This is a genomic window from Edwardsiella hoshinae NBRC 105699 = ATCC 33379 (assembly GCF_000474215.1).
GTDB lineage: Bacteria > Pseudomonadota > Gammaproteobacteria > Enterobacterales > Enterobacteriaceae > Edwardsiella > Edwardsiella hoshinae.
On the sequence record NZ_BAUC01000018.1, the window covers coordinates 1 to 21,311 of the forward strand.

The 21,311-nt window shown below is 58.8% G+C and carries 17 protein-coding genes and 3 tRNA genes; 12 read left to right on the forward strand and 8 right to left on the reverse strand.

The window, feature by feature from the left end; all coding sequences use genetic code 11:
- Positions 1-34 precede the first annotated feature (34 nt).
- From frdD to frdA, 4 genes are read right to left on the reverse strand one after another with little or no spacing between them, the layout of a single operon-like run.
- On the reverse strand, positions 35-391 hold the full coding sequence (frdD, locus tag EHO01S_RS07995) for a fumarate reductase subunit FrdD (RefSeq protein ID WP_005281123.1): 357 nt from the start codon (positions 389-391) through the stop codon (positions 35-37).
- 15 nt (positions 392-406) lie between these two features.
- Complete coding sequence (gene frdC, locus EHO01S_RS08000) at positions 407-805, reverse strand: fumarate reductase subunit FrdC (protein ID WP_005296021.1); 399 nt, start codon at positions 803-805, stop codon at positions 407-409.
- Between the two features lie 16 nt (positions 806-821).
- Positions 822-1,556, reverse strand: coding sequence for a succinate dehydrogenase/fumarate reductase iron-sulfur subunit (locus EHO01S_RS08005; protein ID WP_024523468.1), 735 nt, complete (start codon positions 1,554-1,556; stop codon positions 822-824).
- The gene (frdA, locus tag EHO01S_RS08010; protein WP_024523469.1) at positions 1,549-3,348 is read right to left on the reverse strand and encodes a fumarate reductase (quinol) flavoprotein subunit; all 1,800 of its coding nucleotides are present in this window, start codon (positions 3,346-3,348) and stop codon (positions 1,549-1,551) included. The genes EHO01S_RS08005 and frdA overlap by 8 nt, the downstream gene beginning before the upstream one ends.
- Positions 3,349-3,770: 422 nt before the next feature.
- On the opposite strand from frdA, the gene epmA reads away from it, so the two are divergent.
- On the forward strand, positions 3,771-4,748 hold the full coding sequence (gene epmA, locus EHO01S_RS08015; protein WP_024523470.1) for an elongation factor P--(R)-beta-lysine ligase: 978 nt from the start codon (positions 3,771-3,773) through the stop codon (positions 4,746-4,748).
- A 62-nt stretch (positions 4,749-4,810) separates the two neighbouring features.
- On the opposite strand, the gene mscM is transcribed toward epmA, so the two are convergent.
- The 3 genes from mscM to rsgA form a co-directional block, all read right to left on the reverse strand.
- Positions 4,811-8,128, reverse strand: a complete 3,318-nt coding sequence (gene mscM / locus EHO01S_RS08020; protein ID WP_024523471.1) for a miniconductance mechanosensitive channel MscM — start codon at positions 8,126-8,128, stop codon at positions 4,811-4,813.
- Between the two features lie 58 nt (positions 8,129-8,186).
- Complete coding sequence (gene asd, locus EHO01S_RS08025) at positions 8,187-9,080, reverse strand: archaetidylserine decarboxylase (RefSeq protein ID WP_024523472.1); 894 nt, start codon at positions 9,078-9,080, stop codon at positions 8,187-8,189.
- Between the two features lie 101 nt (positions 9,081-9,181).
- Positions 9,182-10,225 carry a small ribosomal subunit biogenesis GTPase RsgA gene (gene rsgA / locus EHO01S_RS08030; protein ID WP_024523473.1) on the reverse strand — a complete coding sequence of 348 codons (1,044 nt, stop codon included), beginning with the start codon at positions 10,223-10,225 and terminating at the stop codon, positions 9,182-9,184.
- 151 nt (positions 10,226-10,376) lie between these two features.
- Here rsgA and orn point away from each other — a divergent pair, with 151 nt between their 5' ends.
- The 4 genes from orn (at position 10,377) to EHO01S_RS08050 (ending at position 11,420) form a co-directional block, all read left to right on the forward strand.
- Positions 10,377-10,922, forward strand: coding sequence for an oligoribonuclease (gene orn / locus EHO01S_RS08035; protein WP_024523474.1), 546 nt, complete (start codon positions 10,377-10,379; stop codon positions 10,920-10,922).
- Positions 10,923-11,094: 172 nt separating this feature from the next.
- Positions 11,095-11,170 (forward strand) — tRNA-Gly (locus tag EHO01S_RS08040).
- A gap of 47 nt (positions 11,171-11,217) precedes the next feature.
- Positions 11,218-11,293: transfer RNA gene (locus tag EHO01S_RS08045), tRNA-Gly, on the forward strand.
- A 51-nt stretch (positions 11,294-11,344) separates the two neighbouring features.
- A tRNA-Gly gene (locus EHO01S_RS08050) sits at positions 11,345-11,420 on the forward strand.
- Between the two features lie 280 nt (positions 11,421-11,700).
- Here the strand turns inward: EHO01S_RS08050 and queG are convergent.
- A complete protein-coding gene (gene queG / locus EHO01S_RS08055; RefSeq protein WP_024523475.1) occupies positions 11,701-12,843 on the reverse strand; it encodes a tRNA epoxyqueuosine(34) reductase QueG in 1,143 nt (380 codons plus the stop codon).
- Here queG and nnr point away from each other — a divergent pair.
- The 7 genes from nnr (at position 12,842) to hflX (ending at position 21,279) form a co-directional block, all read left to right on the forward strand.
- Entirely contained in the window at positions 12,842-14,338 is a 1,497-nt protein-coding gene (gene nnr / locus EHO01S_RS08060; protein WP_024523476.1) for a bifunctional ADP-dependent NAD(P)H-hydrate dehydratase/NAD(P)H-hydrate epimerase, read from the forward strand. The genes queG and nnr overlap by 2 nt on opposite strands.
- 30 nt (positions 14,339-14,368) lie before the next feature.
- Complete coding sequence (gene tsaE, locus EHO01S_RS08065; RefSeq protein WP_024523477.1) at positions 14,369-14,830, forward strand: tRNA (adenosine(37)-N6)-threonylcarbamoyltransferase complex ATPase subunit type 1 TsaE; 462 nt, start codon at positions 14,369-14,371, stop codon at positions 14,828-14,830.
- Between the two features lie 16 nt (positions 14,831-14,846).
- On the forward strand, positions 14,847-16,499 hold the full coding sequence (amiB, locus tag EHO01S_RS08070) for an N-acetylmuramoyl-L-alanine amidase AmiB (RefSeq protein ID WP_051355210.1): 1,653 nt from the start codon (positions 14,847-14,849) through the stop codon (positions 16,497-16,499).
- Positions 16,500-16,515: 16 nt separating this feature from the next.
- Positions 16,516-18,474 carry a DNA mismatch repair endonuclease MutL gene (gene mutL, locus EHO01S_RS08075; RefSeq protein WP_024523479.1) on the forward strand — a complete coding sequence of 653 codons (1,959 nt, stop codon included), beginning with the start codon at positions 16,516-16,518 and terminating at the stop codon, positions 18,472-18,474.
- Positions 18,475-18,488: 14 nt separating this feature from the next.
- Entirely contained in the window at positions 18,489-19,424 is a 936-nt protein-coding gene (miaA, locus tag EHO01S_RS08080; RefSeq protein ID WP_035370370.1) for a tRNA (adenosine(37)-N6)-dimethylallyltransferase MiaA, read from the forward strand.
- A 164-nt stretch (positions 19,425-19,588) separates the two neighbouring features.
- Positions 19,589-19,900, forward strand: coding sequence for an RNA chaperone Hfq (hfq, locus tag EHO01S_RS08085; protein ID WP_024523481.1), 312 nt, complete (start codon positions 19,589-19,591; stop codon positions 19,898-19,900).
- A gap of 98 nt (positions 19,901-19,998) precedes the next feature.
- On the forward strand, positions 19,999-21,279 hold the full coding sequence (gene hflX / locus EHO01S_RS08090) for a ribosome rescue GTPase HflX (protein ID WP_024523482.1): 1,281 nt from the start codon (positions 19,999-20,001) through the stop codon (positions 21,277-21,279).
- Positions 21,280-21,311: the final 32 nt, after the last annotated feature.

Consider the following 21,311-nt stretch of genomic DNA (forward strand, 5'->3'; position numbering starts at 1 on the left):
CGGAGGAGGCTTTTACTTACTGTGCGAGAGCGGATTACAGGGTGAAGATCCCGATCAGCGCCACGACGCTCAGAATGGCTGCTAAGCCGTAGAATACCCAACTGCCGGCCGGTACGTGGATCTTCAGGTCGTGCATCATGTGATGCAGACGGTGTAGACCACACCACAGCGGCAGAATGATCATCAGCAGCCAGAAGATGCGGCCGATGATGCTCTGGCTGAAGCTCAGGGCGCGCTCGAAAGTCAACGCATCCGGGAACATGCCCAGTGGCAACAGGATACCGACGATCAGGATCACCGCCGGGGCAAAGATAGCCCCCCACATACCGCCGGCACCAAACAGGCCCCAGAAAACTGGCTCGTCAGAACGTTTGTACACTTTATTGTTCATCTGCTTTCTCCTCGGTTACAGCAGGGCCAGGCCCAGGACCACCACGGTTGCGACGATGGTGACAGCCCACAGCGCCTTAATGATCGGTGCCGGACCCATCTTCTCATCGTTGACCACGATGTTGGCCGCTTTCGGCGCCAGCTCAAACCAGGTCTTGGTATGCAGCACGGCCAGCAGCAGGGAGATGATGTTCAGGACCAATACCAGCGGGTTTTGCAGGAAAGCAACGAAGCTTTCCCAGCCAGCGGCCCCGTCTTTCAGTGAGAAGACGCCATAGATCAGCACGATGCTGAACCAGACGTTCTCCAGCGCTGAACTCTCACGCAGCATGTAGAACTTATAGAAACCCAGCTTTTGCCACCAGTTAGATGACATACCCCGCACATAGGGTTTGCGTTTGGTTGAAGTCGTCATTGCAATCGAGTCTCCCTTATTGCGGTTTCAGCATTGCGATCATGAAGTCTTTGGCACTTTCTACCTTGCCCTGCTGGATGGCCGCAGCCGGATCCACATGTTTCGGGCAGACTTCTGAGCAATAACCGACGAAGGTACAGCTCCAAACACCATTCTGGGTGTTCAGCACCGGCATACGCTCTTTCTTACCGTGGTCACGGTTGTCCAGGTTGTAGCGGTGGGCCAAGGTGATCGCGGCCGGGCCGATGAACTCCGGATTTAGACCGAACTGCGGGCAGGCAGCGTAGCACAGACCACAGTTGATGCAGCCGGAGAACTGATGGTATTTCTCCATCTGTGCCGGCGTCTGCTTGTTGGTCCCTTCTTCCGGTTTACGATCGTTACCGATGACATACGGTTTGATCGCTTCCAGACTCTCGATAAAGTGCGTCATATCGACGACCAGATCGCGCTCGACCGGGAAGTTGGCCAACGCTTCAATGCGCATCCCATTCGGGTAGTCGCGCAGGAAGGTCTTACAAGCCAACTTCGGCACGTTATCGACCATCATCCCACAGGAGCCGCAGATCGCCATGCGGCAAGACCAACGGAAAGAGAGGTCGGGAGCCAGATTGTCCTTCACATACAGCAGGGCATCCAGCAGGGACGTGGTTTCGTCATACGGTACATCATAGGTCGCGAAATGCGGCTCGGCATCCTGTTCCGGATTGTAGCGCATGACTTCCATTTTCAGGTTTTTCATCTCAGCCATTCGCTTTTTCCTCTTTCTTCTGCGCTTCCTGAGCTTCTGCGGCGGCACCGTATACGCGTTGGGCCGGCGGCAGTTTGGTGATCTTCACATCGCTGTATTCAATACGCGGCGCGCCGCTTTCGTTGAAGTAGGTCAGCGTGTGTTTCAGGAAGTTCACATCATCACGCGTGGTGCAGCCTTCATCCAGACGCTGGTGGGCGCCACGGGATTCGCGACGGTTGATCGCGGAGTGGGCCATACACTCGGCCACGTTCAAACCATGCTCCAGCTCGATGGCATACAGCAGCTCGGTGTTGAATACACTGGAGGTGTCGGTGATCTTGACGCGTTTGAAACGTTCTTTCAGCTCGGCCAGTTTGTCGACCGTCTTCTGCATCAGATCGGTGGTACGGTAGATACCGCAACCCTCTTCCATCGAGATTCCCATCTCGTCACGCAGCGTCGCCCAGTTTTCGTTGCCTTCCTGGTTGACCAGAGCCTTGAGGTTACCCTCAATGTCTTTCACCTGAGCATCCAGTGCGGCACCGTTGGCCGGGGTGGCCTGGAGAGCATGTTGCAGGGCGCTTTCACCGGCGACGCGGCCGAAGACGACCAGCTCAGCCAAGGAGTTAGAGCCGAGACGGTTAGCCCCATGCAGACCGACAGAGGAGCATTCGCCGACGGCGAATAGACCCTTGATACGGGTTTCACAGTGTTGATCGGTTTCGATCCCACCCATGGTGTAGTGCGCGGTCGGACGTACCGGGATCGGCTCGTTGACCGGGTCAACACCCACGTAGGCCTTGGCCAGTTCACAGATGAACGGCAGGCGCTCGTGCAGCTTCTTGGCGCCCAGATGACGCAGGTCGAGGTACACCACATCGCCACGCGGAGTAGAGATGGTGCGACCAGCACGCCATTCGTGCCAGAAAGCTTGAGAAACTTTGTCGCGCGGACCCAGCTCCATGTATTTGTTCTTCGGCTCGCCCAGCGGCGTTTCCGGCCCGAGGCCGTAGTCTTGCAGGTAGCGATAGCCGTCTTTGTTCACCAGGATACCGCCTTCGCCACGGCAACCTTCGGTCATCAGGATGCCTGAGCCCGGTAGACCGGTCGGGTGATATTGGACGAATTCCATATCACGCAACGGCACGCCGTGCTTGAACGCCATCCCCATACCGTCGCCGGTTACGATGCCGCCGTTGGTGTTGTAACGGTAGACACGGCCTGCACCGCCGGTCGCCAGAACCACGGCGTTGGCGCGGATCTGCACCATCGTGCCTTCCATCATATTGATGGCGACAAGACCGCGAGCCTGCCCCTCATCCACCAAAATATCCAGCACGAAGTGCTCGTCGAAACGCTGGATCTGCGGATACTTCAGAGAGGTTTGGAACAGGGTGTGCAGCATGTGGAAGCCGGTCTTATCCGCGGCAAACCAGGTGCGCTCGATCTTCATCCCGCCGAAACGACGGACGTTGACCGAACCGTCAGGCTTACGGCTCCACGGACAGCCCCACAGCTCCAACTGGGTCATTTCACGCGGGCAGTTATGCACGAAGTGGTCGACGACATCCTGCTCACACAGCCAGTCACCGCCAGCAACGGTGTCATGGAAGTGGAAATCGAAAGAGTCATGAGCCTGAGTGACGGCCGCGGAACCGCCTTCCGCCGCCACGGTATGGCTGCGCATCGGGTAGACTTTTGAGATTAAGGCAATCTTCAGTTGAGGGTTGGCCTCGGCGGCGGCAATCGCTGCTCGTAAGCCAGCACCCCCAGCCCCGACGATGGCAAGGTCTGCGTTAAAGGTTTGCACTGCATTCCTCCGGGTGTTCAATGGTAAAGTAACATTTAAAAACAAAGAACCATTCCAGACTACATATTAAAGAAAGGTAGCACACTCGTGAACGCGGTCTTTAATGATGCATGGGAATGGTTGTGTTTTTTAAGTTCGAATTCGAAAATTATACCCATATTGAAGTAATGGAAAATTGATGTGGTTGGGTGTTTTATCCTTTTTAAGGCGGGAAAAAATAGCAAAACGTGATCTTAATAATGTTTCTGTCGCTATATTCTAATTTTAATATGTTTTATTTGCTTTTTAAGCCAATGTATATAGTTTGCTCGGCAATCTATTAGTTTCCTAGCAATTTGGCGCATCCCTTCCGTCCCGGGTACTGTCATCTACGGCGATAAGCGAGTAGACTGCCCATCCTGTTTTATTTCGGAGTTATCATCATGAGCGATACGGCAAGCTGGCAACCCAGTGCACCTGTGGCCAATTTGTTGAAGCGCGCCAGCATCATGGCCACTATCCGGCGTTTTTTCTCGGATCGCGGCGTACTGGAGGTCGACACACCGTCGATGAGTCAGGCCACGATCACGGATGTTCACCTGGTTCCCTTCCAGACCCACTTTGTCGGCCCAGGGGTGGCCCAGGGAATGACGCTGTATCTGATGACCAGCCCGGAATACCATATGAAGCGTCTGTTGGCTGCCGGCAGTGGGCCGATTTATCAGTTGTGCCACAGCTTCCGCAACGAAGAGTCCGGCCGCTACCATAACCCGGAATTTACCATGTTGGAATGGTATCGGCCGCACTACGATATGTATCGCCTGATGAATGAGGTGGATGACTTATTGCAGCAGGTGTTGGAGTGCGACAGTGCCGAGACGCTCTCTTATCAGCAGGCCTTTATTCGCCATTTGGATGTTGATCCGCTCTCGGCGGATAAAGCCCAGTTGCGAGAGGTGGCGGCTAAATTAGATTTAAGCAACGTGGCCGATAAAGAAGAGGATCGTGATACGTTGCTGCAACTGTTGTTCGCTTTTGGCGTCGAGCCGCATATCGGTAAGGAGCGTCCGGCGTTTGTCTATCACTTCCCTGCCAGTCAGGCCTCTCTGGCGCAGATCAGTACCGAAGACCATCGGGTCGCGGAGCGTTTCGAGGTCTACTATCGCGGGGTGGAGCTAGCCAACGGTTTCCACGAGTTAACCGATGCCGACGAGCAGCGCTTGCGTTTCGAGCAGGACAATCGCAAGCGGGCGGCGCTGGGGTTGCCGCAACAGCCGATCGATGAACATCTGTTGGCGGCATTGGCCCACGGCATGCCGGATAGCTCTGGGGTGGCGTTGGGCGTCGATCGTCTGATCATGTTAGCCCTGTCGGCCGAGCGCTTGAGTGAGGTGATCGCCTTTTCGGTCGATCGCGCTTGACCCGTCGCGCCGTTTCCGCGCCACGCTATTAACCCGCGCCAAGCGCGGGTTTTTTGTCGCCGTTATAAACCACCGCTGTTGAAGGTGCGCGATGCGGAGCCCTGTGCCGGACGCAGTGAGTCGCGTCCGATCTGGATCGGCGGGAAGGGCAGTACCAACTGGTGCTGGCGGTAGGCGGCTAAGATTAATTGATGTAATTCATGGCGCAGCGGCATACGATGCGCCATCTCTGAGGCATAGATGCGTAACTCGAAGATCTGTATCCCCTGCTGAATATCGACCAGATAGGCCTCTGGCGGGGGAGTATCGAGCACTAACGAACATTGCCCGGCGGCCTGCAACAGTAGCGCCGTCACCTGCTGGCTGTTGGCGCTGGCCTCGGCCGGCACCGTCAATACCACGCGGGTGATGGGGTCGCTGAGCGACCAGTTGATGAATTGTTCCATGATGAAGGCTTTGTTGGGCACAATGATCTCTTTGCGATCCCAGTCGGAGATAGTGGTGGCCCGGGTATTGATGCGGGTGATGGTGCCGGTCAGATCGCGGATGGTGACTGTATCGCCGATACGGATCGGCTTCTCGAACAGGATGATCAAGCCGGAGATGAAGTTGCCGAAGATCTCCCCGAGGCCAAAGCCTAGACCGACGGTCAGTGCGGCTACTAGCCACTGTAGTTTCGACCATTCGATGCCCAGCAGTGAGAATCCGATCAGCCCGCCGACGATCATCAACAGGTACTTGGTGATGGTGGTGATGGCGTAACCGGTGCCGGGAGTCAGATCCAGATGCTGTAGCAGTCCCAATTCCAGTAGCGCTGGCAGATTTTTCACCAGTTGGATGGTCACCAAGATCACCAGGATGGCGATCAATACCGCGCCCAGAGTGATCGGTTGTAGCGTCTCACCGCCGGCGCTATTAGCCGTCACATCCCACAGGCGAATATTCTCCAGGAAGGCGAAGGCAGAGTGCAGCTCCGACCAGAGCCAGATCAGTGAGATCAACGCGACCAGCGTCAGGATCGAACGCACCAGGCGTAGCGACTGATCGCTGATGGCATCCAGATCCACCCTGATCTCTTCCGCCTCTTGGCTGCCCTCGACACTGGCGGGATGCAGAGCATCCTCCTCGTGACGGCTCCGCTTCTCCAGTCGTTCGGCGCGCCGTTGCTTGGCGCGATCGAAGGCGATGCGCCGACGTTGGATCAACATCCAGCGCCGGATCACCGAATAGATCATCAGTAGAGCGAACCAGATTGCGACAGAGGTTTCCAGACGTGCCAGCAATACCTGAGCGGTGCCGAGATAGCCGAGCAGGGCGGCGAAGATCGCCGCCAGCGGGGCGCAAAGTAGGCCTCCCCACAGCAGGTAGTTCAGCAGATTTTCGCCCGAGCCAGCGCGGTTGAGATAGAGGGGAATACCGGCGCGATACAGGCTCGAGGTCAATAGCAGCAGGGCGATGCACAGCATGATAAAGCAGGCACGCCCCAGGGTGGCGCTAAAGCTATGGTCGGCCAGATTATTGAACGTGACCACGGCCATCAGCAGCGGCACGATGATCCAGATAGCCATGCGGTAGTAACGCATCGCTCGCCGGACTTGGCGTTCTCCCCAACCGAAGTGGACGATAAATAGGCCGTCGGGGCGGGAGAAGGCGGCACTGATCATGAAGGCCCACAACACCGGCAGGGCGGCACTGACTCCATCACCGATGGCGACGGCCACGGGATAGGGCCAGGCATTACGTAGCCCATAGCCGAGCGTTGCCCACAGGACTGGGAGCGGCAGCGCCACCAGGATCGACCACAACAGGGTACGCAGAGTGAGCGAGATATGATCCTGATTAACCTTGCCGACTTGCCCGGCGGCGCGCGCCATGAAGGCACGGTAGTGACGGCGTGAGTAGATGCTGAAGCCTACCAGCAGTAGGGCCGCGCATAGCGGAAGCAGTGTGTTACGATCGCTGATCATCATCAGCGCCGCCTGGCTGAGCTGTGCCAGGGTATCCAGCGACAGCAGACGATCCAGGTCGCGTAGGGTCATCAGCAGGTAGCCGAAGCCGACGGGATCGATGTCCGCCGCCCAGAACAGATAACGGTGGGTGGCTTCGCGTACCGCCGTCAGGGCATCGACTAACTGAGTATTGGCAACCTTGAGCTTGGTCAGTTCGAGGATCTGACTGTCGCAGCCCGACAACAAGGCATTCAGTAGCTCACGCTGCATGGTGAGTTGCGGTGCCAGCAGGCGCTGTTGGGCGGCGCTGAGCGGCTCGCCGTCGTTCTGCCGGAACTGATCGGCCGGCGTTAGCTCGGCCAGTTGGCTCTCATAGTGTAGGCGTTGTACACGCAAGCGAGCCATATCGTTGTCGAGCTGTTGCGGCTTGGGCATCTCCGGCAGGCGAGCCAGGCGGTCACGCAGCGTTTCACCCAGTGCGGGGGAGACGCTCAGCCACTGCGCCTGTTCGCGCAGGGTGTTCAGTGCCTGGCGTACCTGTTGGGTTTGCCCGCTGATGACGCGCTGGCGGTTGGCTATCTCATCCAGACGTTGCGCCTGCTGGTTGAGATCGCGCGACAGCATCTGGTTGCGCGTCAGCAGCGCGATGATGGATTGCGGCAGGTTATCGCTCTGCTCTACCAGGCGTTGCGTCCGCGCTAGCGCCGCTTCGGCCTCCCGTTGGCGCTGGCTATTCAAGCTGTTGCGTAATCCCTGTAGCTGGAGGTCGAGGCGCTCATGGCGTTTGCTCAAAACCTCACTCTGTAGGCGCACCAACTCTTGTCGGTTGCTGGCCGATAGCTGCTCCAGCTCTAGCTCGTCTAGTTGCGCCTTACGCGCGGCGACCTCGGCTTGGAGCTGGGCAGATTGCGCTTGAGCGAGTGCGGTGTCAGTGACCGTTAGCTCCTGTAAGCGGCGTTCGGCTTCGCTCAGCGCTTTGCGCGCCGAGGCTTGACGCTGTGCCACTTGTCCCAGGGAATCGCTGATATCGCGTGCGCGATCCTGCTCTTGCTGTAGCTGGCGCGCTACTTCCAGCAACTGACTGCTGATTTGCAGGATTTGTTGCTCCGCCTCGTCGGCAGGGGGCGGGTTAGTGGGGGGCGGGCTGCTTTCATCGCTTAGCTGTTGGCGTAGCTCGCGGCTCAGGCGTGGGAAGTCGCTGATGGTCGTGCGGTACTGTTGTGTGCGCTGTTTAGCAGCCTTCGCCTCGTCGATCCAACTCAGTGCGCTTTGTAGCGCCTCGACAGTCTCGGCTTGAGCCGGGGCGTTTTTGGCGGCTTCGGCCTGCTTCAGATCCAGGGTGAGCTGGCGTTCGTTGAGTGTGGCCTGAGCCAGCGTCGGCAGACAGAATGCCAGCAGCCCGGTCAGGAGGAGACGGTGGATCAGGCGCATGGTCGACCCTCGCGATGGTATGACGAACGGCGCGGTACCCGCCACCGCGCCGAAGGGGTTACTCCGTGATGGGCTCGGCGGTGTGAGGCGCTGCTGGCGCATGGCCCAGCTCGCGTCCCATGCGGGTGACGCTACCCGCGTTCAGGGCGGCGTCGAACTGAATGCGGCCAGCGGCAAACAGGTTAATCACCGTGGAGCCGAGTTTGAAGCGCCCCATCTCTTGTCCTTTCTGCAAGGTGATGACACCTTCCCCCTCACTGGGGTAGGTCCAGCGGCGGATGATCCCGGTCCGCTCCGGATTGACGCAGCCCCCCCAGACGGTTTCGATGCTGCCGACGATGGTCGCACCGACCAGGATCTGGGCGAGAGGGCCGAAGTCGGTATCGAAGATGCAGATCAGGCGCTCGTTCCGGGCGAACAGATTGGCCACATTGGTGGCGGTGAGCGGATTGACCGAGAACAGATCGCCGGGAACATAGATCATCTCGCGTAGGCGAGCGTCACAGGGCATATGTACTCGGTGATAGTCACGCGGCGAGAGATAGGTGGTGACGAACTGGCCGCCAGCGAACTCCTGTGCCAACAGGTATTGGCCGGCTAAGAGCGCCTCAAGGGTATAGTCGTGTCCCTTGGCTTGCAGGATACGTCCCGCCTCGATCGGCCCGAGCTGACTGATGGTGCCGTCGGCGGGGAGCACCACACCATCGGCGAACTCGGCAATCGGGCGCACACCGTCACGCAGCGGACGGACGAAGAAGTCGTTGAAGGTTTTATAGTGCGCGGGATCGGGGTAAAGCGTCTCCTGCATATTGATGCCGTAATAGCGGGCGAAGCCCTTGATGACGCTCTGCGTCAGCCAGCCGGCCTGTTTGTCGGCGGCCCAGCCCGCCAAGCGGGTCAGCGCCTGTTTCGGCAGTAAATATTGCAGTTTGATTTTAATGCTATCGAGCACGTTAGCCTCTTTAGTCCAACCAGATAGTCTAGCGGCGGCCTATGGCCCCGCCGGGTCATACAGCGCGCTCCCCCTGCGGGAAGTCAGTGCACCAGACGGCGTTAACGCTCGCCGCCGGTAAAGTTCTTGCGCAGTTTAACCTGCGCCATGCTATCTAGAATACGATGATAGTTATCAAAACGGGTTTCGGCGATCTCTCCGCGCTCGACGGCCTCGCGCAATGCACAGCCCGGATCGTTACCGTGTTTGCAGTCGCGGAACTTACAGTTGCCCAAATAATCGCGGAACTCGATAAATCCCAAGGTGATCTGCTCGGCATCCAGATGCCATAGGCCGAACTCGCGTACTCCGGGGGAGTCGATCACATCGCCGCCTTGCGGGAAGTGATACAGCCGGGCAGCGGTCGTGGTGTGTTGGCCTAAGCCCGAATTGCCGGAGACGGCCCCGACTTCGATCTGGCTCTCCAATGCTGGCAATAGCGCATTGAGTAGACTAGATTTTCCCACTCCGGACTGGCCTGCGAAGATGCTGATACGCTGAGTAAGCAAATGTTGCAACTGTGCCATCCCCTCACCGCTGTGGCTGGAAACCAACACCACCCGGTAACCGATGTCCCGGTAGATGGTCATGGCCTCTTCGACGAACTCACGCCCTGCCGCATCCAACAAATCGACTTTATTCAGCACGATCAGCGGCTCGACGGACAACGTCTCGCAGGCGACTAGGTAGCGATCGATGATATTTAGCGAGAGCTCCGGCAGGATCGCCGAGACGATGACGATCTGATCGATGTTGGCGGCGATCGGTTTCACCCCGTCGTAGTAATCCGGTCGGGTCAGCACCGAGCTGCGCGGATGTACCGCTTCGACGACGCCCTTGCTACCCGCCTGCGTGGCGGGACGCCAGACGACCCGATCGCCGGTGACCAGCGAGGGCAGGGTGCGGCGGATGTTGCAGCGTTGCTGAGTGCCATCGGCAGCCTCAACATCGGCATGTTTGCCGAAACGGCTGACGACCACCCCCTCCTGGGCGTCACCGAACAGGGTATCGTCCAGCTCCGCGTTAGGCTCCGTCTGCTGTAGACGACGCTGGTGGTTGGCATGCATCCGCCGTTGCTGGCCGTGCGATAGTCTTTTTTTACTCAACTGCGCCTCACTCTCTTTGCTGCGGCACTGTGGCGATCGCCCACAGCGCGGAAAGTGTCTATGATACACGCTGGGCTGTGTCTCGCAATTGAGCGTCATAACGATCGCCCTAGACACGCCGCACCAATTCATACTATTTGCCGGGGGAACTATGAGTGCAAGCGAAACGCGTCTGATTTGGATTGACCTGGAGATGACCGGGCTGGATCCCGAGCGCGACCGGATCATCGAGATAGCCACATTGGTGACGGATGCCGAGTTAAACGTGTTGGCCGAGGGGCCGGTGATTGCGATCCATCAGGACGACGCCCAGCTAGCACTGATGGATGAGTGGAATGTGCGTACTCATAGCGCGAGCGGTCTAGTACAACGCGTAAAGGAGAGCCATTACGATACGGCCGCCGCCGAGCAGGCCACCCTCGACTTCCTGCGCCAATGGGTGCCGGCTGGGGTCTCGCCGATCTGCGGTAATAGCGTCGGCCAGGATCGCCGTTTCCTGTTCCGCTATATGCCTGAGTTGGAGCGCTACTTTCACTATCGTTACCTGGATGTCAGCACCTTGAAGGAGTTGGCGCGTCGCTGGAAGCCGGAGATCCTGGCGGGGTTCCATAAGCAAAATACGCATCAGGCACTGGATGACATTCGCGAATCGGTGGCGGAATTGGCTTATTACCGCAGCAATTTTATTCGGTTGTAAGCGTGTTTGCCGATAATGTGCGCGCTCCGGCGCTTTTATCGGCAATCAGTCAATTTATCTGACTTTTTCGCCTCGGGGGGCTTGCGGGAGATAAAAATCCCCGTATAATGCGCTCCCCGTACCGAGACGGAATTGTGATGTTTTTCAAACATAGGCCGTTCGGTTACGCGACGCGGGAATAGCTCAGTTGGTAGAGCACAACCTTGCCAAGGTTGGGGTCGCGAGTTCGAGTCTCGTTTCCCGCTCCAAATTTAGAAGGTCGCTATGCGGCTGGATGAAAAAAAGCAGTACCATTGCGGGAATAGCTCAGTTGGTAGAGCACAACCTTGCCAAGGTTGGGGTCGCGAGTTCGAGTCTCGTTTCCCGCTCCAAACTTCCAAACACCATTACTGTTATGGTGTCGATGCCAGAAGCATCACTCTGCGGGAATAGCTCAGTTGGTAGAGCACAACCTTGCCAAGGTTGGGGTCGCGAGTTCGAGTCTCGTTTCCCGCTCCAATTTTCTTCTTCGTTTCTCCTAGTCTAAAACCTCCCTACCTGACGCGCTGCGCCGTCGGTGGTGATTGCACACACTTCCATCAACAGAGTTATCCACAGGATTTCGTCGGTCTCGTCGCTGCTTTCACCGCTAGCAAAAATGCACCATCAATATAACATATTGATTTTTAATCATAAAATAAGAGAAAAATCGGGATGTGGCGCACTTGCATTTGGCCTGAGGGTTGAATAACAACAAAATTTTATTTTTATGCACAGTAGCGCAGTGCGGCTTGTTCGACTAAGCGTCGCGTGGCAGTCCCTTTTCGACGGCGCGGATCAGCCGACGTTGTTGGTTGCTGATCACCTCGACGGTGAGTGCGTTGCGTTTCGCTAACTGTTGCGCCAGCGCCCAGTGGATGTGCTCATCGATGAGCGGGCTGATCCCTAGGCGGCCTGTTAATAGTTCTACGATCTCGGCGGCGTAGGGCGCGTTGCCGAGAGCGACGCTCAGATTACGCAGCCAACGTTGATAGCCGATACGGCGGATGGCTGAGCCTTCGGTCATGCGGAGGAACGTGGCTTCATCCCAGGCGAATAGGGTGGTCAATGTGGCAGCGTGCAGCGCCGCGCGGGGCTGGAAGTCGGCCTCTGTGCTCAACGGCGCCAAGCGATTCCAAGGACAGATCATCTGGCAATCGTCACAGCCATAGATACGGTTGCCAAGCAATGGGCGCAGGGCCTCTGGGATGGCGCCCTCCGCTTCGATCGTCAGATAAGAGATACAACGCCGCGCATCCACGGTATACGGGGCGACGATGGCACCGGTCGGACAGGTGGTCATACAAGCGACACAGCGCCCGCATTGCGCCTCTTGCGGTGTATCGACGGGCAGTGGCAGATCGACTAAGAGTTCGCCGAGGAAGAACCAGGAACCAGCCTGTGGGTTAATCAGGAGCGAATGTTTACCGTTCCAGCCGAGTCCGGCTTTGGCCGCCAAGGGGCGCTCCAGCAGAGGTGCCGAATCGACGAACGGACGGAAACCGAGGGCACCGCCGCAGTGCGCTTGGATCATTGCGCCTAACTGCTTAAGACGGCCGCGCAGTACCTTATGGTAGTCGCGTCCCAAGGCATACCGGCTGATGTAACCGCGCGTCGGATCGTTCAGGGTCGAGGCGAAGGCCGCATTGGGAGGCAAGTAGTTCATGCGGACACTGATCACCCGCAAGGTACCGGGCAACAGTTCGGCGGGACGCGCCCGCATCATGCCATGGCGTGCCATCCACGCCATTTCCCCATGGTAGCCCTGATCCAGCCACGCCTGGAGCCGATCCTCTTCGACGCGCAGATCCGTATCGGCGATCCCTACCTGTTGGAATCCTAGCGATAGCCCCCATTGCTTGATATGTTGGGCTAACTGATGCAGATCGAGGGGATGAGTCATGATGGGCCATTCTTGCTACGGAAACGCCAGCAGTTTAGCACACTATGTAGCGCCAGCGGATTGGGTACGTGACGCAGAGCGCCGGGCCGCGCAGGCGCATGGCATCACGCTGGCGCAATTGATGCAGCGCGCCGGACAGGCGGCGTTTAATCGAGTTCGCCAATATTATCCCGTAGCGCGTCACTGGCTGATCCTGTGCGGGTCAGGTAATAACGGTGGCGATGGCTATGTGGTGGCGCGTCTGGCACGCGCCAGTGGAATGCAGGTCACCCTGTTGGCGGTGGCGGGGCATAAACCATTAGCGCCTGAGGCGGAACAAGCACGCGCACAGTGGTTGCAGGCAGGGGGCACGGTGCAGCCGGCCACGCTGCCGTTGCCGGAGGCTGAGGTGATCGTCGATGCCTTGCTGGGCATCGGTCTACATGCTGCTCCACGCGCGCCCTATGATGGGTTGATCGCCGCGATCAATGCCCATCCCGCTCCAGTGGTTGCACTCGATCTTCCCTCGGGATTGGATGCCGACACCGGCATTGCCGCCGGCGCCGTCGTGCAGGCCGCACATACCCAGAGTTTTATCTGCCTGAAGCCGGGGCTACTGACCGGGCAGGCGCGCGCTGTCGTCGGGCAATTGCATTGTGATCCCTTAGGCCTCTCGACCTGGCTGGCGGCGCAGCGCTGGCCATGGCGTCGGCTGGATGGCCGGGATTTAGCGGGATGGTTGCCGCCGCGCTCGCCCTTGACACATAAGGGCGAGCAGGGGCGACTGGTACTGATCGGTGGCGATCGCGGCATGGGGGGGGCGATTCGCCTCGCGGGCCAGGCGGCGTTGCGTAGCGGTGCCGGACTGGTGCGGGTATTGACGCGGGCGGAGCATGTCGCGCCGTTGTTGGCGGCCTGCCCTGAATTGATGGTCGAGGTGTTGGGGCCGGCCGCATTGCGCGAGGCGCTCGCGTGGGCCGACGTGGTCGCGATCGGACCGGGCTTGGGGCAGCGGGCCTGGGGACGGGATGCCTTGGCGGCGCTCACCGACTGTCACCACCCGATGCTCTGGGATGCCGACGCCCTCAACCTGTTGGCTCACGCACCACATGGCAATGCGCGCCGGGTGATTACGCCACATCCGGGAGAGGCGGCTCGTCTATTGGGATGCAGCATTGCCCAGATTGAGCAGGATCGGCCGGCGGCGGTGCGCGCGTTACAGCGGCGTTACGGTGGTGTCGCGCTGTTGAAAGGCGCGGGAACCCTGATTGTCGATGAGACCCGCTGTGCGATTGCTGATATTGGTAATCCCGGGATGGCAAGCGGCGGGATGGGTGACATACTCTCTGGTATCATTAGCGGTTTGCTGGCGCAAAAGCTCCCGCTGTATGATGCCACCTGCGCCGGCGTTGTCCTGCATGGCGTTGCCGCCGATGTGCTGGCGCAGCGCGAGGGCCCGCGCGGTATGCTGGCCAGTGATCTGCTGCCTGAGATCAGGCGTTGGGTAAATCCTTGAACTTGAACGACCAGAACGAATAATACAACGATGACAAATCTCGTACTGCAACTGCCGGATGAAGCGGCAACCATCGCATTGGGCGACGCGCTGGCGCGCGCCTGTCATGCGGCCACCGTGATTTACCTGTATGGTGATTTGGGGGCGGGTAAGACCACATTTAGCCGTGGTTTCCTGCAAGCCTTGGGGCATCAAGGAACGGTGAAAAGCCCAACCTATACCCTGGTCGAACCCTATCTGTTGACACCGCGTCCGGTGTATCACTTCGACCTGTATCGCCTGGCCGATCCTGAAGAGCTGGAGTTTATGGGAATCCGTGACTATTTTGCCCAAGATGCGCTGTTGCTGGTGGAGTGGCCACAGCAAGGGATGGGCTTCCTGCCGGAGCCGGATATTACGCTACATCTGACTTATAACGGCAACGCGCGTCAGGCGGTGATCGAGGCGCATAGCGTCCACGGTCAGACCGTGATGGCCGCATTGGCGCGGTAATAAGGGACGGGCATTGATGAGGTGGTTGCAGCGGTTTTTGCGTTTTATCTTACCCCTGGCGCTGGGGTGGTGCCTGGCTACGATGGCCTCCGCCGCCCAGTTGACCAATATTCAGGTGAGCAACGGCGATCGTCAGGCGGTGGTCACGCTGACCTTTACCGCCCCTCCGCAACTGACTCAGCGTGTCGAGCGTAACCCCGATCGGGTGTTGGTCGAGATCGCCGAGAGCAAACGCATCACCGGTGGTTTGCCGATGGAGTTCAGTGGCGAAAACATGCTGAGTCGTATTCGCGACGGTGGTGAGCAGCGTGCGGGTAAGGTGCTGTTGGTATTCGATATCACGCACCCCGCGCGGGTCACGCTGAGCCGGAGTGGCAATCGGGCGGTATTGACCTTGCGGGCGGAGACGCGGACTACGCCGGCGTCTAAGCCCACGATGGCGGGCAAGAATCCTTTCCATGGCGCTTCCCGCCCGCAGGTGTCCGCTCCGCAACCGCGCGTGGTATCGACGCCTGCGGTACCGGTACAGATGGCAAAGAATCGTGGGCGCTATGACGGCTCCCGTATCGTGGTGGCGATCGATGCCGGGCATGGCGGACAGGACCCCGGCGCCATCGGTCAGGGCGGACTACGGGAAAAAGATGTTACCTTGGCGATCGCTCGCCGTTTGAAAGGCCTGATGGAAGAGGACCCGATGTTTCAGCCAGTGCTGACGCGCACGGGGGATTACTTCATCTCGGTGATGGGGCGTTCAGATGTCGCTCGGCGAGAGAGGGCCAACCTGTTGATTTCGATCCATGCCGACGCGGCGCCGAATCGCAGTGCAAACGGCGCCTCAGTGTGGGTGCTTTCGAATCGTCGCGCCAATAGTGAGATGGCCGGCTGGCTGGAGCAGCATGAGAAACAGTCCGAACTGCTAGGCGGTGCCGGTGACGTGTTAGCCAACAGCAATCAGGATAAGTACTTGAGCCAGACTGTGCTCGATCTGCAATTCGGCCACTCGCAGCGGGTCGGTTACGACGTGGCGGTGCAGGTGTTGCGCCAGATGCAGAGCGTCGGGCGTCTGCACAAGCGTCACCCGGAGCACGCTAGCCTAGGGGTGTTGCGTTCGCCGGATATTCCTTCATTGTTGGTGGAGACCGGCTTTATCAGTAACAGTGAAGGGGAGCGCCTGCTGGGGAATGCTCAGCATCAGGAGCGCGTCGCGCGGGCGATCTACTTGGGGGTACGCAGTTACTTTCTGGCGCACCCGTTGCAAAGCGGCCCAAAAGTGGAAAACCGGCCGCTGAAAGCCAGCGCGGCCGGTAGCGACGCTCAGGCTACGACGGCGGAACCGTCCGCGACGCAGCTCCACGTGGTACAACGGGGTGAGACGCTGTTGGGGATCGCCAACCGTTATGGTTCGACCCTGAGCGGCATGATGCGGCTCAACAACCTGAAGAAAGAGGGGGTCTGGGTGGGCCAGCGTCTAAAGGTGCCGGCGCAGACGCGCGCCGTTTCTCGCCCGGCAGTGAGTCGTGGACCGGTTAGTCATCTGGTGAAACGTGGCGACACGTTGACGCGTATCGCCGCGCAATATGGCGTCAGCATGGAGGCCATTCGCCAGGCGAATAAAATGAAGAGCGATGAGGTGCAGTTGGGGCAGCGACTGCGCATTCCGTCGCGTTAACCCGAAGGATAGCGTTATGCCGATTCAGATCTTGCCGCCACAGTTGGCCAACCAGATTGCCGCCGGGGAGGTGGTCGAGCGCCCGGCATCGGTGGTGAAAGAGCTGGTAGAGAACAGCCTGGACGCTGGCGCGACGCGTATCGACATCGACATCGAGCGCGGTGGTGCCAAGCTGATCCGCATCCGCGACAATGGCAGTGGCATCGGTAAGACGGAGCTGACCTTGGCGCTAGCGCGTCACGCCACCAGCAAGATCAGTACATTGGACGATCTTGAGGCCATCGTGAGTCTGGGTTTTCGCGGTGAGGCGTTGGCCAGTATCAGTTCAGTGTCGCGTCTGACCATGACATCACGCCCCGCCGAGCAGGCGGAGGCGTGGCAGGCCTATGCCGAAGGGCGCGAGATGGCGGTAACGGTCAAGCCCGCGGCCCATCCGGTCGGTACCACGGTGGAAGTGCTGGATCTGTTTTATAACACCCCGGCACGGCGTAAGTTCTTGCGTACCGAGAAGACCGAGTTCGCGCATATCGATGAGGTGGTGCGGCGCATTGCCCTCGCTCGCTTCGATATTACTCTGACTCTCCAGCATAACGGCAAGGTGGTTCGTCAGTACCGAGCGGTACGGGAGAGCGAGGCGCGTGAGCGCCGCCTGGGTGCCATTTGTGGCGCGCCCTTCATGCAGCACGCTCTCGCGCTAACCTGGCGGCACGACGATCTGGCCATTCACGGCTGGGTGGCTGCGCCGCAAGGGATCCGTCAGATCGGCGAGCTACAGTACTGTTATGTCAATGGACGCATGATGCGTGACCGCCTGATTACTCACGCCATTCGCCAGGCATATCAGGATCGGCTAAGCGATGAGCATCAGCCGGCCTATGTGTTGTATCTGGAGATCGATCCCCGCCAAGTCGATGTTAATGTCCATCCAGCCAAGCATGAGGTGCGCTTCCATCAGGCGCGCCTGGTGCATGACTTTATTTATCAGGCGGTGGTCGAGGTATTGCAACAAGCACATCCTAGCGCTGGGGCGACCCCGCCTTGCGCCGCGTCATCGCTTACGGAGGCGGACGCCGCGCCCCGTCGCGGGGGCGAAAACCGCGCCTCCGCCGGTGAAAATCGCTTTATCCGGCCAGCCGTGGAGGCGAGTGTAGCCACGGTGCATGCCGCTCCGCGCCCCGCCGCGACACCGCGCCTGCCTGCGGGGGATATTTTCCGTCGGCGCGAGGGCGAGCTTTATCAGCGTTTGCTAGCGGTGGAGGCTGTACCAGCCCAGCGCGCGCATGAGGCAACGTTGGCGGCGTCATCCGTACCGACCTCGTCGCCAGCACCGGTGCCGACGAGCATCGATGCGCCTCCGCTGGCCCCGACGGCGCTCGCCCTGGCCGATCGTCCCGAGGCGGCGGCGGAGACATTGGGGCGGGTGTTGACACTGTGTGCCGACGGGATCGCCTTGACCGAGAGCCCAGCCGGCGTGGCTTTGCTCAACTTGGACTATGCGCGCCGCTGCGTGTTGCGGGCGCAACTTTTACCGCTACAGGATGCGGCGTTAAAGGCGCAGCCGCTGTTGATCCCTGTACGACTGACGCTGAAGGCGGCGGAGCGAGAGGCGGCGCAGGCGCAGCAAGGCGTGTTACAGCAGTTGGGTATTCAGTTGACGCTGGAGCGCCAGCATGCCTTATTGCATGCGGTTCCGCTTCCCTTACGGCAACAAAACTTGCCGCACTTGATCCCGCAGCTGTTGGGATATCTGGCGACGGCATCGACGTGCGATCTACCGAGTGTGGCGGCTTGGCTGGCCGCTCACTGGCAGGGCGAGGAGGCTGCGCGATGGACGCTGGCGCAGGCGGTTCAGCTGCTGGCTGATCTTGAACGTCTCGCCCCCCAACTGGTAAAGTCGCCGCCCCGCGCGCTCTTACAGCCGTTGGATTTACAGCCTGCCGTGGTGCAATTACGCCAGGCAGAACAACCCCAGTGAGTAACGACAAGCAGATGCAGAAACTACCTCCGGCAATTTTTATTATGGGGCCGACCGCCTCGGGCAAGACGGCGCTGGCCATGGCGCTGCGTGAGCGTTTTCCGCTGGAGATCATCAGTGTCGATTCGGCGTTGATCTATCGTGGCATGGATATCGGTACCGCCAAGCCGAGTGCCGACGAATTGGCGCGGGCGCCGCATCGCTTGATCGACATTCGCGATCCGGCGCAGAGCTACTCTGCGGCTGATTTTCGCGCCGATGCCTTGCGTGAGATGGCCGAGATCACCGCCCAGGGGCGTATCCCGTTGCTGGTGGGGGGGACCATGTTGTATTACAAGGCGCTATTAGAGGGACTCTCTCCGTTACCGCCGGCGGATGCGGCTGTGCGTGCGCGCATCGAGCAGCAGGCCCGTGAACAGGGGTGGGCGGCGTTGCATCAGGAGCTGGCTCGCATCGATCCTATCGCGGCGGCACGTATTCATCCGAATGATCCACAGAGACTGAGCCGTGCACTGGAAGTTTTTTTCGTTTCGGGTAACACTTTAACAGAACTGACTCGCGTTAGTGGGGAGGCGTTGCCTTATGCTGTTAGCCAATTCGCCATCGCGCCGTCGAGCCGTGAATTGTTGCACCAGCGTATCGCACTGCGCTTTCAGCAAATGTTGGCGGCAGGGTTCGAGCAGGAGGCGCGCGGGCTATTTGCCCGTGGCGATCTGCACCCTGATCTACCGTCAGTGCGTTGCGTCGGTTACCGCCAGATGTGGTCCTATCTGGCCGGCGAAATTGATTATGATGAGATGGTTTACCGCGGTATATGCGCGACCCGTCAGCTGGCGAAGCGGCAGATGACCTGGCTGCGTGGATGGGAGTCAGTGCAGTGGCTGGACAGCGATAAGCCCGCCGAGGCGCTGGATTACGTGGCACAGGTTGTTAGTGCATCGCTTGACTGATTGTGTACAATTGGGCTATGGCTGTGCGTTTGCTTGGCCTTTGTGAACCAGATAGTACATCGTGCGCATTTTTTACGCAGTTTATTTTGATTAGAACCATCGGGTTCTTAGTACTGAACGATTGTTATATACAACAAGCAACTAGCAAATAAGGAAAAGATAGAATGGCTAAGGGGCAATCTTTACAAGACCCGTTCTTGAACGCGCTGCGTCGTGAACGTGTCCCAGTTTCGATCTATTTGGTGAATGGTATTAAGCTGCAAGGTCAGATTGAATCTTTTGATCAGTTTGTCATTCTGTTGAAGAACACGGTCAGCCAGATGGTCTATAAGCATGCGATTTCTACCGTGGTTCCTTCCCGTCCGGTGTCTCATCACAGCGGTAATGCGGGTGCAGGCAGCGCGGGCAGCAGCAACTATCACCACGCCGGTCAGGCCGCTTCCCAGTCCACTCAGGGCAGCGATGACGCTGAATAAGGCGTATTGTTGGTCAGTCCCGTCGGGGAGCCGTGATGGCGGATCGTCATCTGCGCTCTCCGTTCTCATCGGGCTATGCCGTTTGAGAGGTTTCTCCTTTGTTTGACCGTTACGAAGCCGGTGAACAGGCCGTATTGGTTCATATCTATTTTTCTCAGGAAAAAGATAGCGAAGATCTGAGCGAGTTTGAGTCTCTGGTCTCCTCAGCGGGCGTGCAGGCGTTGCGCGTCATTACCGGTAGCCGTAAGGCTCCCCATCCCAAATATTTTGTCGGTGAGGGTAAGGCGCAAGAGATCGCCCAGGCCGTCGCCGAGACTGATGCCTCCGTGGTGTTGTTCGATCATTCGTTGTCGCCGGCACAAGAGCGTAACCTCGAGCGGTTGTGTCAGTGCCGCGTCATCGATCGTACCGGATTGATCTTGGATATCTTTGCCCAACGGGCGCGTACCCATGAAGGTAAATTGCAGGTTGAGTTGGCTCAGCTACGCCACCTGGCGACCCGTCTGGTGCGCGGCTGGACTCACCTGGAGCGTCAGAAAGGGGGAATCGGCTTGCGTGGGCCGGGTGAGACGCAACTGGAGACGGACCGTCGTCTGTTGCGTGATCGCATTCATTTGATCCTGGGACGCTTGGAAAAGGTGGAAAAACAGCGTGAGCAAGGGCGTCGGGCACGCGTACGCGCCGAGATCCCGACGGTCTCGCTGGTCGGTTACACCAACGCTGGCAAGTCGACGCTATTCAATACCCTGACGACGGCCAGCGTCTATGCCGCCGATCAGTTGTTCGCCACGTTAGATCCTACTCTGCGTCGGGTCGAGGTTGATGATGTGGGGGCGACGGTGTTGGCCGATACGGTCGGTTTTATCCGTCATCTCCCGCACGATTTGGTCGCCGCGTTCAAGGCCACGTTGCTGGAAACCCGGCAGGCTTCACTTTTATTACACGTCGTTGATGCATCGGACCCGCGGGTCGATGAGAATATCAACGCCGTCAATACCGTACTGGCAGATATCGGGGCGGATGCGATCCCGGTATTGTTGGTGATGAACAAGATCGACATGCTGCCGGATTTCGTGCCGCGTATCGATCGTGATGAAGAAAACCGCCCGTGGCGTGTTTGGGTCTCTGCCCAGCAAGGCAGCGGGATGGATTTGATATTCCAGGCGTTAAGCGAACATCTGGGCGGCGAGATCGCCAGCTATACGCTGCGTTTGCCGCCAGCGGCAGGGCGTTTGCGCAGCCGTTTTTACCAGCTTCAGGCAATCGAAAAGGAATGGATTGAAGAGGATGGCAGCATCGGACTCCAGGTCCGTATGCCGGTCGTTGACTGGCGTCGTCTCTGCAAGCAACAACAGGAATTGATAAGCTTTATCGTTTAGCAATTGCCTGCTAGATTGAGTCCTGAGGAACA

Excerpts from the sequence above, each read along its gene's own strand:
- hfq (WP_024523481.1), top strand. The coding sequence starts at position 19,589 with ATGGCTAAGGGGCAATCTTTACAAGACCCGTTCTTGAACGCGCTGCGT.
- mutL (WP_024523479.1), top strand. The coding sequence starts at position 16,516 with ATGCCGATTCAGATCTTGCCGCCACAGTTGGCCAACCAGATTGCCGCC.
- orn (WP_024523474.1), top strand. The coding sequence starts at position 10,377 with ATGAGTGCAAGCGAAACGCGTCTGATTTGGATTGACCTGGAGATGACC.
- tsaE (WP_024523477.1), top strand. The coding sequence starts at position 14,369 with ATGACAAATCTCGTACTGCAACTGCCGGATGAAGCGGCAACCATCGCA.
- frdD (WP_005281123.1), bottom strand. The coding sequence starts at position 391 with ATGAACAATAAAGTGTACAAACGTTCTGACGAGCCAGTTTTCTGGGGC.
- amiB (WP_051355210.1), top strand. The coding sequence starts at position 14,847 with ATGAGGTGGTTGCAGCGGTTTTTGCGTTTTATCTTACCCCTGGCGCTG.
- queG (WP_024523475.1), bottom strand. The coding sequence starts at position 12,843 with ATGACTCATCCCCTCGATCTGCATCAGTTAGCCCAACATATCAAGCAA.
- EHO01S_RS08005 (WP_024523468.1), bottom strand. The coding sequence starts at position 1,556 with ATGGCTGAGATGAAAAACCTGAAAATGGAAGTCATGCGCTACAATCCG.
- nnr (WP_024523476.1), top strand. The coding sequence starts at position 12,842 with ATGATGGGCCATTCTTGCTACGGAAACGCCAGCAGTTTAGCACACTAT.
- mscM (WP_024523471.1), bottom strand. The coding sequence starts at position 8,128 with ATGCGCCTGATCCACCGTCTCCTCCTGACCGGGCTGCTGGCATTCTGT.
- epmA (WP_024523470.1), top strand. The coding sequence starts at position 3,771 with ATGAGCGATACGGCAAGCTGGCAACCCAGTGCACCTGTGGCCAATTTG.
- miaA (WP_035370370.1), top strand. The coding sequence starts at position 18,489 with ATGCAGAAACTACCTCCGGCAATTTTTATTATGGGGCCGACCGCCTCG.
- frdC (WP_005296021.1), bottom strand. The coding sequence starts at position 805 with ATGACGACTTCAACCAAACGCAAACCCTATGTGCGGGGTATGTCATCT.